This window comes from Streptomyces sp. NBC_01334, assembly GCF_035983595.1.
Taxonomy (GTDB): domain Bacteria; phylum Actinomycetota; class Actinomycetes; order Streptomycetales; family Streptomycetaceae; genus Streptomyces; species Streptomyces coriariae.
Map to the genome: position 1 here is coordinate 5,354,265 of NZ_CP130718.1, position 13,983 is coordinate 5,368,247.

Annotated in this window: 13 protein-coding genes and 1 pseudogene; 9 read left to right on the top strand and 5 right to left on the bottom strand. The window is 71.1% G+C overall.

The annotated features are described in order from the left end of the window. Positions 1–69: 69 nt before the first annotated feature. From OG736_RS24020 to OG736_RS24030, 3 genes are all read left to right on the top strand, one after another. The gene (locus OG736_RS24020) at positions 70–678 is read left to right on the top strand and encodes a type 1 glutamine amidotransferase family protein (RefSeq protein ID WP_327184277.1); all 609 of its coding nucleotides are present in this window, start codon (positions 70–72) and stop codon (positions 676–678) included. Continuing rightward, positions 675–1,133 carry a MarR family winged helix-turn-helix transcriptional regulator gene (locus OG736_RS24025; RefSeq protein ID WP_327184278.1) on the top strand — a complete coding sequence of 153 codons (459 nt, stop codon included), beginning with the start codon at positions 675–677 and terminating at the stop codon, positions 1,131–1,133. Before OG736_RS24020 ends, OG736_RS24025 begins: the two co-directional genes overlap by 4 nt. Positions 1,134–1,226: 93 nt before the next feature. Then, positions 1,227–3,122, top strand: a complete 1,896-nt coding sequence (locus tag OG736_RS24030; protein WP_327184279.1) for a protein kinase domain-containing protein — start codon at positions 1,227–1,229, stop codon at positions 3,120–3,122. A 161-nt stretch (positions 3,123–3,283) separates the two neighbouring features. On the opposite strand, the gene OG736_RS24035 is transcribed toward OG736_RS24030, so the two are convergent. Beyond that, a complete protein-coding gene (locus OG736_RS24035; RefSeq protein WP_442817188.1) occupies positions 3,284–4,018 on the bottom strand; it encodes an SLATT domain-containing protein in 735 nt (244 codons plus the stop codon). A 318-nt stretch (positions 4,019–4,336) separates the two neighbouring features. Between OG736_RS24035 and OG736_RS24040 the strand changes: the two genes are divergently transcribed. From OG736_RS24040 to OG736_RS24050, 3 genes are all read left to right on the top strand, one after another. After that, entirely contained in the window at positions 4,337–4,681 is a 345-nt protein-coding gene (locus tag OG736_RS24040) for a YbaB/EbfC family nucleoid-associated protein (RefSeq protein ID WP_028806749.1), read from the top strand. A gap of 79 nt (positions 4,682–4,760) precedes the next feature. Then, on the top strand, positions 4,761–5,360 hold the full coding sequence (gene recR / locus OG736_RS24045; RefSeq protein WP_020129225.1) for a recombination mediator RecR: 600 nt from the start codon (positions 4,761–4,763) through the stop codon (positions 5,358–5,360). Continuing rightward, entirely contained in the window at positions 5,353–6,018 is a 666-nt protein-coding gene (locus tag OG736_RS24050; protein ID WP_327184281.1) for a DUF5063 domain-containing protein, read from the top strand. The genes recR and OG736_RS24050 overlap by 8 nt, the downstream gene beginning before the upstream one ends. Here the strand turns inward: OG736_RS24050 and OG736_RS24055 are convergent. Then, entirely contained in the window at positions 6,008–10,414 is a 4,407-nt protein-coding gene (locus OG736_RS24055) for a wHTH domain-containing protein (RefSeq protein WP_327184282.1), read from the bottom strand. The two genes, OG736_RS24050 and OG736_RS24055, sit on opposite strands and share 11 nt — an antisense overlap. 189 nt (positions 10,415–10,603) lie before the next feature. Here OG736_RS24055 and OG736_RS24060 point away from each other — a divergent pair, with 189 nt between their 5' ends. Beyond that, positions 10,604–10,774, top strand: coding sequence for a hypothetical protein (locus tag OG736_RS24060; protein WP_327187887.1), 171 nt, complete (start codon positions 10,604–10,606; stop codon positions 10,772–10,774). Positions 10,775–10,785: 11 nt separating this feature from the next. On the opposite strand, the pseudogene OG736_RS24065 reads toward OG736_RS24060, so the two are convergent. Beyond that, a pseudogene (locus OG736_RS24065) lies at positions 10,786–10,951 on the bottom strand (sulfite exporter TauE/SafE family protein); the annotation flags it as partial. A 112-nt stretch (positions 10,952–11,063) separates the two neighbouring features. Here OG736_RS24065 and OG736_RS24070 point away from each other — a divergent pair. Next, positions 11,064–11,252, top strand: coding sequence for a hypothetical protein (locus tag OG736_RS24070; RefSeq protein WP_054241848.1), 189 nt, complete (start codon positions 11,064–11,066; stop codon positions 11,250–11,252). A gap of 108 nt (positions 11,253–11,360) precedes the next feature. Beyond that, positions 11,361–11,858, top strand: coding sequence for an SgcJ/EcaC family oxidoreductase (locus OG736_RS24075; protein WP_327184283.1), 498 nt, complete (start codon positions 11,361–11,363; stop codon positions 11,856–11,858). On the opposite strand, the gene OG736_RS24080 is transcribed toward OG736_RS24075, so the two are convergent. Then, entirely contained in the window at positions 11,824–13,191 is a 1,368-nt protein-coding gene (locus OG736_RS24080; RefSeq protein ID WP_327184284.1) for a HAMP domain-containing sensor histidine kinase, read from the bottom strand. The genes OG736_RS24075 and OG736_RS24080 overlap by 35 nt on opposite strands. Continuing rightward, positions 13,188–13,937: a response regulator transcription factor gene (locus tag OG736_RS24085; protein ID WP_327184285.1), complete on the bottom strand. Its 750-nt coding sequence runs from the start codon at positions 13,935–13,937 to the stop codon at positions 13,188–13,190. Before OG736_RS24085 ends, OG736_RS24080 begins: the two co-directional genes overlap by 4 nt. Positions 13,938–13,983 lie beyond the last annotated feature (46 nt).

The following is a 13,983-nucleotide window of genomic DNA, read 5'->3' on the forward strand; positions in this document are numbered from 1 at the left end:
AGTGTATTGACAGTCTGCTGTCGAAATGACAGGCTGCTGTCATAAGGATTTCGCTCGCTAGGAGGAGCCATGAGCAGCAAGCCGGTATATCTCGCCGTGTACGACACGCTCGCCGACTGGGAGACGGGGTTCGCGACGGCGTACCTCGCGCGCAACGGGTACGAGATCCGGACGGTCGGCGGGTCGGGGGAGTCGGTGGTCAGCATCGGCGGACTGCGGATCCGGCCCGACCTGGCGCTGGACGCCGTACGGCCCGAGGACGGTTCCCTGCTGATCCTGCCGGGCGCCGACCTCTGGGACACGTCCGACGACCTCGCGCCCTTCGCCCGCACGGCACGCGCGTTCCTCGACGCCGGGGTGCCCGTCGCCGCGATCTGCGGGGCCACCGCGGGACTCGCCCGGGAGGGCCTGCTCGACGACCGGGACCACACCGGCGCGGTCTCCTTCTACCTGGCGGCGACCGGCTACGCGGGCGGCGACCGGTACGTCGAGGCGGACGCGGTCACCGACTCGAACCTGATCACCGCGGGCCCGACCGAGCCGGTCGCCTTCGCGCGCGAGATCTTCCGGCTGCTCGGCGTGTACGAGGGCGAGGTGCTGGACGCCTGGTACCGGCTGTTCCACGACTCCGACGCGGCGGCGTACGAGGTGCTGGAGAAGGCGACGGCCGGCCGGTGAGCAGGGAGCGGCAGGATCTGCTCAGCCGCAGCGCCCTCGGGGTGTTCCGGCTGAACGGCCAGTTCCTCACCGTGGCCGAGGAGCTGGCCGGGCCCGCCGGGCTCACCGCCGCCCGGTGGCAGGTGCTCGGCGCGGTGCTCGGCGACCCGCTGCCCGTGTCCGGCATCGCCCGCGCCATGGGCATCACCCGGCAGAGCGTCCAGCGCGTCGCCGACCTGCTGGTGGAGCAGGGCCTCGCCGAGTACCGGCCCAACCCCGCCCACCGGCGCGCCAAGCTGCTCGCGCCCACGGAGGCCGGGCGGGCCGCGGTCGCCCGTATCCACCCGGGGCACGAGGCTCTCGCCGACCGGCTGGCGGAGGCGTTCGGGCAGGCGGAGCTCGCCGAGGCCGTCCATGTACTGGAACGGCTGTCCAAGGTGCTGGACGGCCTGGAGCCCGCTGTTACGCAACCGTAGACACCGCACCGCACTACTCCCCGAACCGCCGGATTATTCTCGGCTGGGTTGCACATGTCTCGATCACACATGTGCGGGAAAGGCGGCGCTGCGATGGAGAAGCTGGGCCCGGGGGACCCGCAGCGCATCGGCGGCTACCGGCTGCTCGCGCGGCTGGGCTCGGGCGGCATGGGGCAGGTCTACCTCGCCCGCTCGGACCGGGGGCGCACGGTCGCCGTGAAGCTGGTCCGGCGGGAGCTGGCGGCGCGCGAGGAGTTCCGGGCACGGTTCCGGCAGGAGGTGCGCAACGCGCAGCGGGTCGGCGGGTTCTGGACCGCGCCCGTCCTCGACGCCGACACCGAGGCCGCCGTGCCCTGGGTCGCCACCGGCTATGTCGCCGGGCCGAGCCTCCAGCAGGTGGTGAGCCACGACCACGGTCCGCTGCCCGAGCGGTCGGTGCGCATCCTCGCCGCCGGGCTCGCGCACGCGCTGGCCAACATCCACGCGGCCGGGATCGTCCACCGTGACCTCAAGCCGTCCAATGTGATGGTCACGATCGAAGGGCCCCGGGTCATCGACTTCGGCGTCGCGCGGGCGCTGGAGAGCGTGGCCGGCGACAGCCGGCTGACCCAGACCGGCGCGGTGATCGGGTCGCCCGGCTTCATGGCCCCCGAGCAGCTGCGCGGCGACCCGGTCACGCCCGCCAGCGACGTCTTCTGCCTCGGCTCGGTCATCACCTACGCCGCGACCGGCACCCTCCCCTTCGGCTCCGCCGACAGTGCGGCACACGCCCTGATGTTCCGCATCGCCGAGGACGAACCCGACCTCTCGGGCGTCCCCGAGGGCATCGCGGACCTGGTCCGCGCCTGTCTGCGCAAGGACCCGGGCGCCCGCCCCTCCCTCGACCGCGTCCTGGAACTCACCGGCGTCGACGACACCGTCTCCGACGGCCGCTCCCGCGACCCCTGGCTGCCCGGTGCCCTCGTGGCGCAGCTCGGCCGCCACGCCGTGCGACTGCTGGAGGTGGAGGACCCGGCGGGCGCGGCCCCGTCCCCCTCCGGCCACGGAACGCGCCCCACCCTCCTCGACCAGGCGGCGACCGCCCCCGAGGCCTTCCCGGAACACTCCGGCCCGCGCGGCCACGCGCCCTCGCCTGACCACCGCCCCACCCTGGTCGCGGGCGCCGACGGCATCCCGGCGCAGCCCCGCCGGCCCGGCGGACAGGCCGCCCCGGCCCACCCGGTGTACGGCTACCCCCAGCAGCATCCGCAGCAGGCCCCGGCCGCCTACGGTCACCCGCAGCTGCCGGCCGCCTGGTCCGCGGCGCCGGGCGGGGCGGCGCCGTACAACCCGTACGCGGACGGCCCCGCGGGACCCGGTGCCGCTCCCGCGCACGACCCGTACGGGCCGGCCGGCCCCGTCGGCCCGCAGGAGCCGCCGCGCCGCAGCGGCCGGACGACCGCCGTGCTCGTCGCCGTCGCCCTGGTGGTCGCGATCGCCGCGGGCGGCTCGGTGTACGCGTTCATGAACGGTGACGACGATGCCGCCGCGAGCGCGGCGCCCACCACGTCCGGCGGCTCGACGTCCTCCTCGGCGAAGGCCTCGGAGCTGCCCGCGCCGGACTCGTCGCCGTCTCCTTCCGCGTCCCCCTCCGAGTCCTCGGCGGACGGGGTGGTCCCGGCGGCCTACCTCGGCACCTGGACCACCACGATCGAGAACGAGAGCGGCACGAACACGCGCCGGCTGACCCTCGCCCAGGGCAAGGTGGGCGACGCGGTGCTCGCCCTCGTCGCCGACGGGGACGGCTACCACTGTGAGTTCAGCGCCGCCCTCTCCGAAAAGCCGGGCGGCGAAGGCCCGTTGAAGATAGGCCCGTCCAAGGTCACCGCCGGTGAACCCCTCTCCTCGTGCAGCCCGGGCGCCGCCTCCGAGGTCACCCTGCTCGCCGACGGCACGCTGCGCCGGGTGAACACCGGCACCGGGGAGAAACTGACCTACACCCGGCGGTGAACGTCGCGCCAACGTCCGGACCCCGGAGGGCATGCGCCTGTGCCGATGAAGCCCGTCCGGCGATCGAGGACGAGGCCGTCCAGTCCGAAGGGGGTCTGGGGGAACAGCCCCCAGGGACGGGAAGGGGCGGCGGGGGCGAAAAGCGCGGCGAAGCCGCCTCCTCACCGAGGCTCGGGCGGCCGCTGCCGAGGCATGTTCGGCCGCGCGTTCGCCCCCGGCGGCATCGGAATCCGCCCGTAGCCCCCGCCCACGTCCGCCCGCCCGCCGGAGGCGACCGCCCCCTGGATCCCCATGGGCGCCGGCCCGGTCCGGAACTCGACCATCCAGTCCGCCGTCTCCGTACGCACCAGCTCCGAGACGTCCTCCGAGAACCGCCGCAGCACCGCCAGACACCGCTCCGCGGCCTCGCTCGCCGTACCCTCCGCCGGGCCCAGCACCTCCCGGACGCTCTCCGAGGCCCAGTCGAACTGGAGCACCTGGAGCCGGCGCTGCACGGCCTGCGCGGTGGCCACGTCCCTTATCCAGCCGGAGGTCACGCCGAAGAACCGGTCCACCGCCGCACACGCCACCGCGATCAGCAACGCCAGATATCCCCAGGGAGCGATACCGCCCAGCACCCGGGTGAGGTCCAGCAACGGCAGGGCGGCCGCGCACACCGCCCCCGCCGCCGCCCCGGTGCGCAGCACCCGGGCGCCCCGCCGCTTCCACACCCGGTCCGCGAGGTACCAGGCGGCGGTCTCCAGCGCCCCGCGCTCCACCCACCGGTACAGCTCGTCCAGCCGCTCGGCTGGCTCACCCCAGTCCCCGAGCGGAAACGTCCGCCCGGCCAGGTCGCCCGGCCGCAGCCCGGCCGCGCCCTCACTCCGCCCGTCCTGAGGCGGACCCTCGGGCTGCATCTCCGGCTGCTGACCCACCCGGCACTCCCTACTGATCCCGACCGATGGAACCCGACCGATCCGACCGTTCACGTTGCGTGACAACCGTGACGCCTGATGCTGCTGCGCCGGACCTTTCCTACCTCCCAATGGGTGGCGAAGAGGAAGGTTTCATCTCTTTTACGCCCGGAAGTGGGCCTTGATCAGGTATAGGCCTCACACCTGACTCACTCGAAAGAGTGCTGGGGCGACACCCGCACAGACCACGTAGGCTCGTGCCGAGCGGGAAAAAACCCGCCCGAAGGCACGCCCGACAGTCGTAGGACACAGGAGCTGATCGTGATTCCCGGTGGTGGCCAGCCCAACATGCAGCAGCTGCTCCAGCAGGCCCAGAAGATGCAGCAGGACCTGGCCCGTGCCCAGGAGGAGCTGGCGAACACGGAGGTCGACGGACAGGCGGGCGGCGGCCTGGTGCAGGCCACGGTGACCGGCTCCGGCGAGCTGCGCGCCCTGCGGATCGACCCGAAGGCGGTGGACCCGGACGACACCGAGACCCTCGCCGACCTGGTCGTCGCGGCAGTCCACGCGGCCAACGAGAACGCGCAGACGCTCCAGCAGCAGAAGCTCGGTCCGCTGGCCCAGGGCCTGGGTGGCGGCAGCGGCATCCCGGGACTGCCTTTCTAGGACCGGTCCGCCTTTCTAAGACCGGCCTCGGCCAACTACCGTACGTACCGCAAGGAACCCCAGGAAGGACGGCAGTCCGTTGTACGAAGGCGTGGTCCAGGACCTCATCGACGAGCTGGGGCGACTGCCCGGCGTCGGTCCCAAGAGCGCGCAGCGGATCGCCTTCCACATCCTCCAGGCGGAACCGACGGACGTACGGCGGCTCGCGCAGTGCCTGATGGAGGTCAAGGCGAAGGTCCGCTTCTGCGCGACCTGCGGCAACGTGGCGCAGGAGGAGCTCTGCGGCATCTGCCGCGACCCGCGCCGCGACCCGAGCGTCATCTGCGTCGTCGAGGAGCCGAAGGACGTCGTGGCGGTCGAGCGCACGCGTGAGTTCCGCGGCAAGTACCACGTCCTGGGCGGCGCGATCAGCCCCATCGAGGGTGTCGGTCCCGACGACCTGCGTATACGAGAACTTCTCGCGCGGTTGGCCGACGGGACGGTCACGGAGCTGATCCTGGCCACCGACCCGAACCTGGAGGGCGAGGCGACGGCCACGTACCTCGCCCGCATGATCAAGCCCATGGGCCTGAAGGTCACCCGCCTGGCCAGCGGCCTCCCGGTGGGTGGCGACCTGGAATACGCGGACGAGGTGACCCTCGGTCGCGCCTTCGAGGGGAGACGACTCCTAGATGTCTGACGCCACGCTGCACGCGACCGACCACAACCCTGACGATTTCGTGGTCCAGATCGCGGATCAGGTCGAGAGCTTCCTGGTAGCCGTCACGGAGGTCGCGAAGGGCGACGAGCCGGGCCTGGCGGTCCCCTTCCTCCTCCTGGAGGTCTCCCAGCTGCTCCTGGCCGGCGGCCGCCTCGGCGCCCATGAGGACATCGTCCCCGACGAGCGCTACGAGCCCGACCCGGGCTTCGAGCCGGACGCCGACGAACTCCGCGAGAACCTCGCCCGCCTCCTGGAGCCGGTCGACGTCTACTCGGAGGTCTTCGACCCCTACGAGCCCCGCAAGGCGCCCGTCCCGGCCCGGATCTCCGACGACCTCGCCGACGTCATCGCCGACCTGCGCCACGGCATGGTCCACTACCGCGCGGGCCGCACCACGGAGGCCCTGTGGTGGTGGCAGTTCTCCTACTTCTCCAACTGGGGCTCCACCGCCTCGGCGACCCTGCGCGCCCTGCACTCGGTCCTCGCCCACATCCGCCTGGACCAGCCCCTCGAGGAACTGAACGGCCTCGACACCGACCAGTCCCCCCTGGGCGACGAGACCCTCGAGTTCGAGGCGGGCCGGGTCATGGAGGAGGAGATCGGCGGACAGTTGGGCCTGGGGCCGGTCAAGGGCTGACGTCCGCCTGCTCACCGGAGGGACTCGTGCCCTCCGGCTCCATGACCAGTCCCGGGACGTTGGGGAGCGCGGTGAGGGCGGCTTCGCGGACGCTTTCGAGGTTCACGTCGAGGCGGTCGAGCAGCTGGATGACGTCGCGGGCCGGCAGGCCGGAGCTGCCGACGATGTCGGTGAAGTCGGTGAAATCGGTGAGGGACTGGGTCAGGTGCAGGTCGCCCTGCATGGTCAGGGTCTGCACGAACAGACGGTCCGCTTCGTCGAGCCGGTTCAACCGGTCGCGGTCGACCTGGAAGCCATAGGCGGCCAGTGAGTCCACGACGGACCCGGGATCCGTCGACACCTGGGACGCGATGTACAGCAGATAGTGCAGCGGTACCGACTCGCTCGTGGACAGCGGGCCTTCGTAGCCCGCGCTCAGGTCGCGGACATAGGACTCCACCCTGAAGCTCCCCTCCGGTCTCGATGGGGGAGGAAGCGGCACGTCCGGCGACACCAGACCGTAGGTGCGGAGCCGGGCGGCCACTTCCGTGGTCGGCACGCCGGTGCGGACAGATGCCCTGACCACGTGAAGAAGAGGGATGAGATCGCCCGTCCGGAGCCAGGGGGCGCGTTCGTCGACGTCGCGACTGAGGATCGTCTCGTCCGAGTGGGCCGCCGTTCGGGGCAGCACAGAAGGGGTTTCGAAGCCCAGATCGCTGAAGAACCGGGCAGCGTCCTCGACGGAGCCACCGCTACGTCTGGCAGCGACACGGGCGAGCAGACCTGGCGGCACCGTTCCGTCGTCGAACTCCGCCCAGTCGGTGGTGCTCATGCCCCACGCCACCGAGTCCGCGAGGGCCTCAAGAGGCAGCAGTTCGAGGGCAGGGCTGATCTCCACGAGAAGATCATGGGCACGCAGCGCCTGCACCACCTCTGCTACGGGACGCTTGACCTCGGTCGCTGCGTCGAGCACACGCAGGACCGAGATGGACGTCGTGGAGGTCAAGAAGCCTCCCAGGGCGCGGAAGAGACGCACAGTGCTCTCGTCGGGCTCGTCCGACATCGCTTCCGTGCCCGTGATGGTGAAACCGAATGCCGAGATGCGCCGGATGGCCTCCCCGACACCCACGCCCAGGGTGGAGTGGGCCCGGTACAGGTGGGTCGGAAGCACCTCGCGGTCGATGTCGAGCCAGGGGGCCTCGCCGTTCAGGTTCGCGCTGAGCAGCCGAAGTGTCAGCTCGTCCGCGTCGCCTGGGGAGGAGCCCTGTTCCGGGACGCGGAGGCCGTACATACGCATCCGCTGTGCTGCCTCGTCGATGCTGATGCCGAACTCGAGGTGCGCCTTGAGCAGGTGCCCGGGCGGCACCGTTCTCCCGGGGGAGAAGGAGCTGACGGCGACGAGCGCGAGGTCGATCTCATCGGCCGAGGGCGTGCCGTTGGGTGGCGGTGGAGTCGGCAGGCGCAGCACCGCCATACGGGCCAAGAGCTCCTGGTACGAGCAACCGCACATCCCGGCGAGGAGGAGTGCGTGGCCCGGGTGGGTCAGATCTGTGCGGTCGCGATCGGCAACCCAGCCGCGCTCCTGCCAATGGCCCCCGCGCTGGATCTCCGTTCGTGCGAAATAGTCCGAAGGGCGCGCCGGGAGCACACTCTTCACCCGGCTCAGTTCCGGCACGAGTTCCGTCAGCGCGGCCAGCGTGGCGTGCGGGCGGTGGGCGAGCAGCCGCCAGAGCGCGGTGGCACCGTCCGCGACGCCCCTGGTGTAGCCGCCGAAGGGAACGTCCTCGCCGATGAGGGACGGGTCTGCGGGAAAGAACCCGGCGACCGTCATCGCCGACGACGTGCCCCTGATGTCCAGTACGTATCCCGCCGCCCCGGCCGCTTCGGTCACGATGTCCGCGAGCCGCAGACTGTGGTCGGCGACGTCGCTGAGCCACTTATGGGTGAGGATCGGCGGGTCGGCGGAGATGAGCGTCGGCAGGGCCTTTCTGATCAGCTGTTCGACGATCCTGTGCAGGTCGGGGTCCAGAATTTCCGCGCGGTCCACGGAGAGGTTCAAGGGCCGGGTCGCACCGGTGAGGTTGACCACGACGCCGCGCAGCCGGGGCGAGTCGTCCGGGCTGCTCAGGATGCCCAGCTTCTCCCGGGGCTCGGCGTGGATGCCGTCGACCAGGAGGCCTCCGCCGTTCGCGCACCAGACGACCTGGCCGTCCTCGCCCTGAGGACCGGACGTCCAGGACGCGGTGGTTCCGTGGGCCGCGAAGCCGTTCGGTTGGAAGGCCATGGGTTCCCGGGTCTGCATGACCCCTGGGTCCCAGGTCACCGGCGGTCGTCCCTCGTACGCGGCCGTCGTCCTGAACCCCGCGATCCCGAGGAACCGACGCATCTCCCGCACGCAGGAGGGTGCCTTGTCCCCGTCCCGCAGATAGAGCCGTACGGTCGTACCGATCGTCCCGGGGCGACCGGTGGGCCGTACACGGAAGTAGTGTCCGGGCCCGGTGATGAGGACGCCGAGTTCCGTCAGCTTGCCGTCGATCCGATCCATGTGGCAGGTCGTCACCCGCACTTCGTCGGCCAGCATGAAGTAGCTCAGCACCCCGATCCCGAACCTGCTGTTGGGATGCAGGGCGACCCCGCTGTCCTGCCACTCCTGCGATTCCTCCCGGTAGCGAGGGAGGTCGGTGAAGCGGACTCCGGCCTGCGAGAACACCTCGGACAGGGTCAGCTCGTCCATGCCCACGCCGTTGTCCCGGCACTCGAGGTAGTGGCGGCCCTCGACCTCGTCGTAGCCCTGAGTGAACGTGATCCGGCCCTTGTACTCGCTGTACGGGTCGGCAGCCCGGGACCTGGCTCTGCGGTACCGGCAGGCGTCCAGGGCGTTCTGGTACAGCTCACGGATGGCGAGGGAGCGGTCACGGTAGAGGTTCTCTCCCATGAGGAGTTCCTGGACGCGTTCCTCGTCGAGGCGAAAGCGGATGATCCCGTCGACCGGTACCGGCTTGCCCGTCTCATCTACCTCGCGTACCTCGTCGGCCCAGGTGTAGAGCGGCAGCGCGGCGAACTCGGTTGGGCCGGACCGGCGTACGGCACGCAGCAGTGACTCGACCCGTTCGGCGTGCTCGTTGAGGGCGGCCACGACAGCGGGGTGACGGCAGCCGGCCCTGAGGCCGACGCCGTCCCGACGGGGCAGCCAGGACGCGTTCTCGAGCGTGCCCAGGAGCGCACCGGGGTCCAGTGCCTCCGGGATGCCGACGTGCCGGACGATCACCGAGGGCAGAGCCGTGACCTCGATCGTCAGGGCGTGCGCGACGGCGAACAGCGAGCCGACCAGCCGTTCACGCACATCCTGGAAGTCCTGTCCGTGAAAGTCGAGTTGGAACGGGTCCTCGCGCAGATGGTCCGGGCGAGCGCGGTCGAAGAGCTCCGCCGGACCCGCGTGGGCGCAGTGCAGCAGCCGGGAGAGGAGGTCGGGCGCGAGCACCGCGGCGATGTCGTCGAGGCCGGAGCCGTCCCCCTCCACGGTCGAGAGAAGGTCCGCCAGCCGCCCCGGCTGCCGCCCCGCCCACTGATGGAAGAGCCACCAGCCGATCAGCGGACGCCCGTCGTCCCGTCGGTCGGCCAGGCCGCCCAACTCGGCTCTTCGTACGAGCCGTTCATGCGCGCGGAGCAGCTTCTCGTACATCCGCCGCTCCGGATGCGGCGCGGACCGGTGGCTCAGATCGGTCGGCTCGATGTGGGACAGCTCCACCGCCGTGCGGGCTCGGTGTGTCTGGTACAGGAAGGGCAGGAGCGCGATCAACGCCGCCTCGGCGGGGTCCAGGAAGCCCTCCCTGCCGCGCCACAGAAGGAGTACCAGCTGATTCGTCCGGCGGGAGATCCGGCGGGCCAGGTGCTCGTCGTGCCAGGGGTCGTCGTCGAGGGCGTGCCGCGCTTCCGCGTACAGCTCCTCCAGCAGATCGGCCAGTTGCTGTGCCTGGTCGAGTAACGCGTCGGACTCCCCGGCCCTGTCCGCGGCGAGCAGCTGCCAGACGGGTGAGCCTGCCACGTTCCTGCGCCAGGTCAGCCCGTTCGTGGTGGACGAACGGTTCGGCGCCGAGGGCCTGGTGTTCGCCTTGCGCTGCTCCCTGGCCCGTCCCGCCCAGGCGTGCCAGTCGCCGACCGGAGCGAAGCGCAGGCCAGGCCGGTTCTGTCGGTCGCGGGCGAGGTTCTGCAGCGCCGTGAGCAGGAGTTCCAGTTGGCCGTCGTCCCGGGGCACGGTACGCAACGCCACCCAGTCCGAAACGGTGTTCGGGTGCGGAGCCTCCGCGCCGCGCGGCAGCAGGCTCCGCATCTCCGCGCAGACAGCTGGGCTCTTGGGTTTCCCGGCAAGGTTCACCAGCCGGGTCAACTGCTCCTCGTACTTGGCCGCTTCCGCCATGGCCCCCGTCCTCGTACCGCGTGTGCCTCCGAGTCGTCCGAGTCGTGCGACTCGGAAGGACTCAAAGTACCGCTCTGACCTGGGCGGCAAGCTCCGATCCGGCAGATTGCCCGCCCGTCGGCCGCCCTGGCCTCGGCACCTTCGTCGACGTCACCGACCCGCACCACCCGACCTTGCGAAGGAATCACCATGGACCCGGTTCTCGCCGCCGCGGCTTGCGGCGTTCTCGGCCTGCTGATCGTCGCCGCAGCCGCCGTTCTCGTCGTCCGCTCCGCCCTCCACGGCACCGAGTCGAAGGACCGGGCCGGGATCCTGGGGGCCGTGGCCGAGGTGGTCCGGGCGGTGCGGGGGAAGCGCTGAGTCCACGCGTACGCGCCCGCCGCGCAGTTCGCCAGGACGACCCCCTGGGCCGGGCCGAGCAGCAGCACCAGCGCGGGGACGGCTGACCAGGGCGAAGCCCATCCCGGTCAGCCACTGCACACAGGAACCCAGCAGCACGATCCCCGCCAGCAGTGCCTCACTCGTCCCGCTCGTCATGGTGTACCTGCCTACACCATGCCTTCGGGAGTGCGCTCCCTCGTTCCCGCAGGCCCGGGACGGGATCGTTGATCTCGCAAGCGAAACCGACTCCCGCTCAAGGAAGGCCGTCATGAAGGCTCTGCTCTCCTCCCGTCCCGTCCTGTGGTTCCTCTTCCTCTTCAACCTCGCGGTCGCCGCCGTCGCCCCCTTCGTGGTCGATGGATCGCAGGGCGTGATGACCGCCGTCGGGATGGGCGTCGTGTCGCTCGGGGCCGGTGTCAGCCTGGTCCGGGACCGGGGGCGGAAGACCGCCTCCTGAGAATTGGCCGGGTGCTGGACGTCCCCTGTACGAGGGCTGCACGGGCGCTAACCGGCCGGACGCGAGTCTTGGGTCATCCCAACAGCAGCAAGCCGCACAGGAGTTGCGATGACCCGCACGACCCGCATACGCGCCGCCCTCGTCACCGCCACCGCCGTCGTCACCGCCGCCACGGTGTCGGTCGGAGTCAGTGCGGCCGGATCAGAGAAGCCCTCGAAGCCCACCAAGAAGCAGATCGCCGCCCTCTTCGACGGCTGGAACGCCGCGCTGCGGACCGGTGACGCGGAGATCGTCGCGGATCGCTACGCCAAGGACGCGGTCCTGCTGCCCACCGTCTCCAACAAGGTCCGCACCGATCGCGCCGGCATCGTCGACTACTTCGAGCACTTCCTCCAGAACAAGCCGGTCGGCAAGAAGGTCCGGACGATCGTCAACGTCCTCGACAGCGACTCCGCCATCGACACCGGCGTCTACGCGTTCACGCTCACCGACCACGACACCGGCAAGAAGCGCGTCGTCGAGGCCCGCTACACCTACGAGTACGAGAAGCGCGACGGCGTGTGGAAGATCGTCAACCACCACTCGTCCGCGATGCCCGAAGGCTGATCCGCACCGAGAGCCCGCCCCCGGGCGCGTCCGCCAGGGCCACCGTCCCGCCGTCGTCCGTCACCAGCTGCTTGACGACGGAGAGGCCGAGCCCGGAACCGGAGCGCCCGGTCAGGCCCTGGCCGCGCCAGAAGCGGTCGAAGGCGCGGGACTTCTCCGCGTCCGACATGCCCGGTCCCTCGTCCGCGACGGACAGGACCACCTCCCTGGCCCCGGCCTCGGTCCGGACGATGATCGTCCCGCCGTCGGGTGACACCTCCAGGGCGTTCGAGAGCACGTTGTCCAGCACCTGGTCCAGATGACCGGGGCTGGCCAGCACAGACGGCCGGTCGTCGACAACACTCCCCTTGAGCGCGATGGTGACTCCGCGCTCGTCGGCGGCCGGCCTCCACACCGACAGGCGTTCCGCCACGATGTCCGTCAGGGACAGCGGCTCCGCCGCGGTCACCTTGGCCTCGGCCCGGGCCAGCACCAGCAGGCCGTTGACCAGCCGGCTCATCCGCACCACCTCGGCGGTGGCCTGCTCCACGTCCTCCCGCACGAACTCGTCGTCGACACCGTCCGCGATGTTGTCCAGGGAGAGGCGGAGCGCCGTCAGCGGCGTCCTGAGCTGGTGCGAGGCGTCCGCCACGAAGATGCGCTGCGAGGCGATCAGCGTGTCGAGGCGTTCGCCGGCCTGGTTGAGGGTGCGGGCCAGGGTCCGGGTCTCCTGGGGGCCCGTCACGGGGGAGCGGGCCGTCAGGTCGCCGTCGCTGAACTTGCTCGCCATGTCGTTCAGCTGGCGCAGGGGGCGGGTGATGCGGCGGGCGACGACCGCGCCGATCAGCGCGGCCACGCCGAGCACCGTCACGGCGAGGCCCGCCCGGAAGCCCCAGATCGTCCACAGCCTGTGGGTGAGTCCCGAGGTCGAGTAGACGATCCGTACGGCGCCGACGACCTGGCCGTCTTCCTTCGCGGGGACCGTGATCACCAGGTCGCGGCCCCAGATGAAGTCCGACCCCCAGTCGGTGGTCGGCCGGCCCCGCTCCAGGGCTTCGGCCAGTGCCGCGTCCCGTTCGGGGCGCGGCAGTGCCGGTGTGCACCGGGCGGTGGTGGTGGCCTGCACCTCGTCCTCGGTCTCCACGGCGTACGCCCTGGCCATCTCCTCCAGCGCCTGGCAGGAGGCGGTGTCGCCGTTGCCCAACAGCAGCGCCATGGTGGTCGCCTCGCGTGCGATGGACACCTCGGTGTCGCCGCGCAGCTGGGCGGTGAGCGTGAAGGCCACCGGCACGGTGAACAGCAGGATGGCGACGGCCACCAGCAGCACATAGCTGCGGATGAGTTGCTTGATCATGATGCAGGGTCGCCAGGGTCGCCAGGGTCGCCAGGGCCGACCGGCCCGATCGGGCCGGCGGGAGCGGCCCCGCCGACCATCTCCAGCCGGAAGCCCACCCCCCGCACCGCTTCGATGGCGATGACCCCGGCGAACTTCCGCCGCAGCGCCGCCACGTGCACATCCAGTGTCTTCGTCGGCCCGAACCAGTTCGCGTCCCAGACCGCTTCCATGATCTGCTCGCGCGACATCAGCGCGCCCGGCTCCTCGGTGAGGAAGGACAGCAGGTCGTACTCCTTCGGCGCGAGCGCGATCTCCGCGCCGTCCACGTGGACGCGGGCCGCCTTGCGGTCGACGGTCAGCCGGGTGCCGTAGCGGTCCGCGCCGCCGGTCGTGTCCTCGTCCGCCGTGCGCCGCCGTACGCGCCGCATCACCGCTCGTATTCGCGCGATGACCTCCCGCACCCCGAACGGCTTGGACACGTAGTCGTCGGCGCCCAGCTCCAGGCCGACCACCCGGTCCGTCTCGTCGCTGCGGGCGCTGATCACGATGATCGGGACGTCGCCGCGCTCGCGCAGGGCCTTGCACACGTCCAGGCCGTCGGTGTCGGGCAGGCCCAGGTCCAGCAGGACGACGTCGTAGGGGTCGGAGTGGGCGAGCGCGGCGGCGCCCGTGGTGACCCAGTCGACCTCGAAGCCGTAGCGCTTCAGCCCGCGCCGCAGCGACTCGGCGACCGGTTCGTCGTCTTCCACGAGGAGTACGTGCACAGCCGCACGATAGTGCTTGAAACTTAATTCACAGCTATCACTTCGG

Coding starts and splice junctions, on each gene's coding strand:
- OG736_RS24020 (WP_327184277.1), top strand. CDS start 70: ATGAGCAGCAAGCCGGTATATCTCGCCGTGTACGACACGCTCGCCGAC.
- OG736_RS24030 (WP_327184279.1), top strand. CDS start 1,227: ATGGAGAAGCTGGGCCCGGGGGACCCGCAGCGCATCGGCGGCTACCGG.
- OG736_RS24035 (WP_442817188.1), bottom strand. CDS start 4,018: ATGCAGCCCGAGGGTCCGCCTCAGGACGGGCGGAGTGAGGGCGCGGCC.
- OG736_RS24050 (WP_327184281.1), top strand. CDS start 5,353: ATGTCTGACGCCACGCTGCACGCGACCGACCACAACCCTGACGATTTC.
- OG736_RS24055 (WP_327184282.1), bottom strand. CDS start 10,414: ATGGCGGAAGCGGCCAAGTACGAGGAGCAGTTGACCCGGCTGGTGAAC.
- OG736_RS24060 (WP_327187887.1), top strand. CDS start 10,604: ATGGACCCGGTTCTCGCCGCCGCGGCTTGCGGCGTTCTCGGCCTGCTG.
- OG736_RS24070 (WP_054241848.1), top strand. CDS start 11,064: ATGAAGGCTCTGCTCTCCTCCCGTCCCGTCCTGTGGTTCCTCTTCCTC.
- OG736_RS24075 (WP_327184283.1), top strand. CDS start 11,361: ATGACCCGCACGACCCGCATACGCGCCGCCCTCGTCACCGCCACCGCC.
- OG736_RS24080 (WP_327184284.1), bottom strand. CDS start 13,191: ATGATCAAGCAACTCATCCGCAGCTATGTGCTGCTGGTGGCCGTCGCC.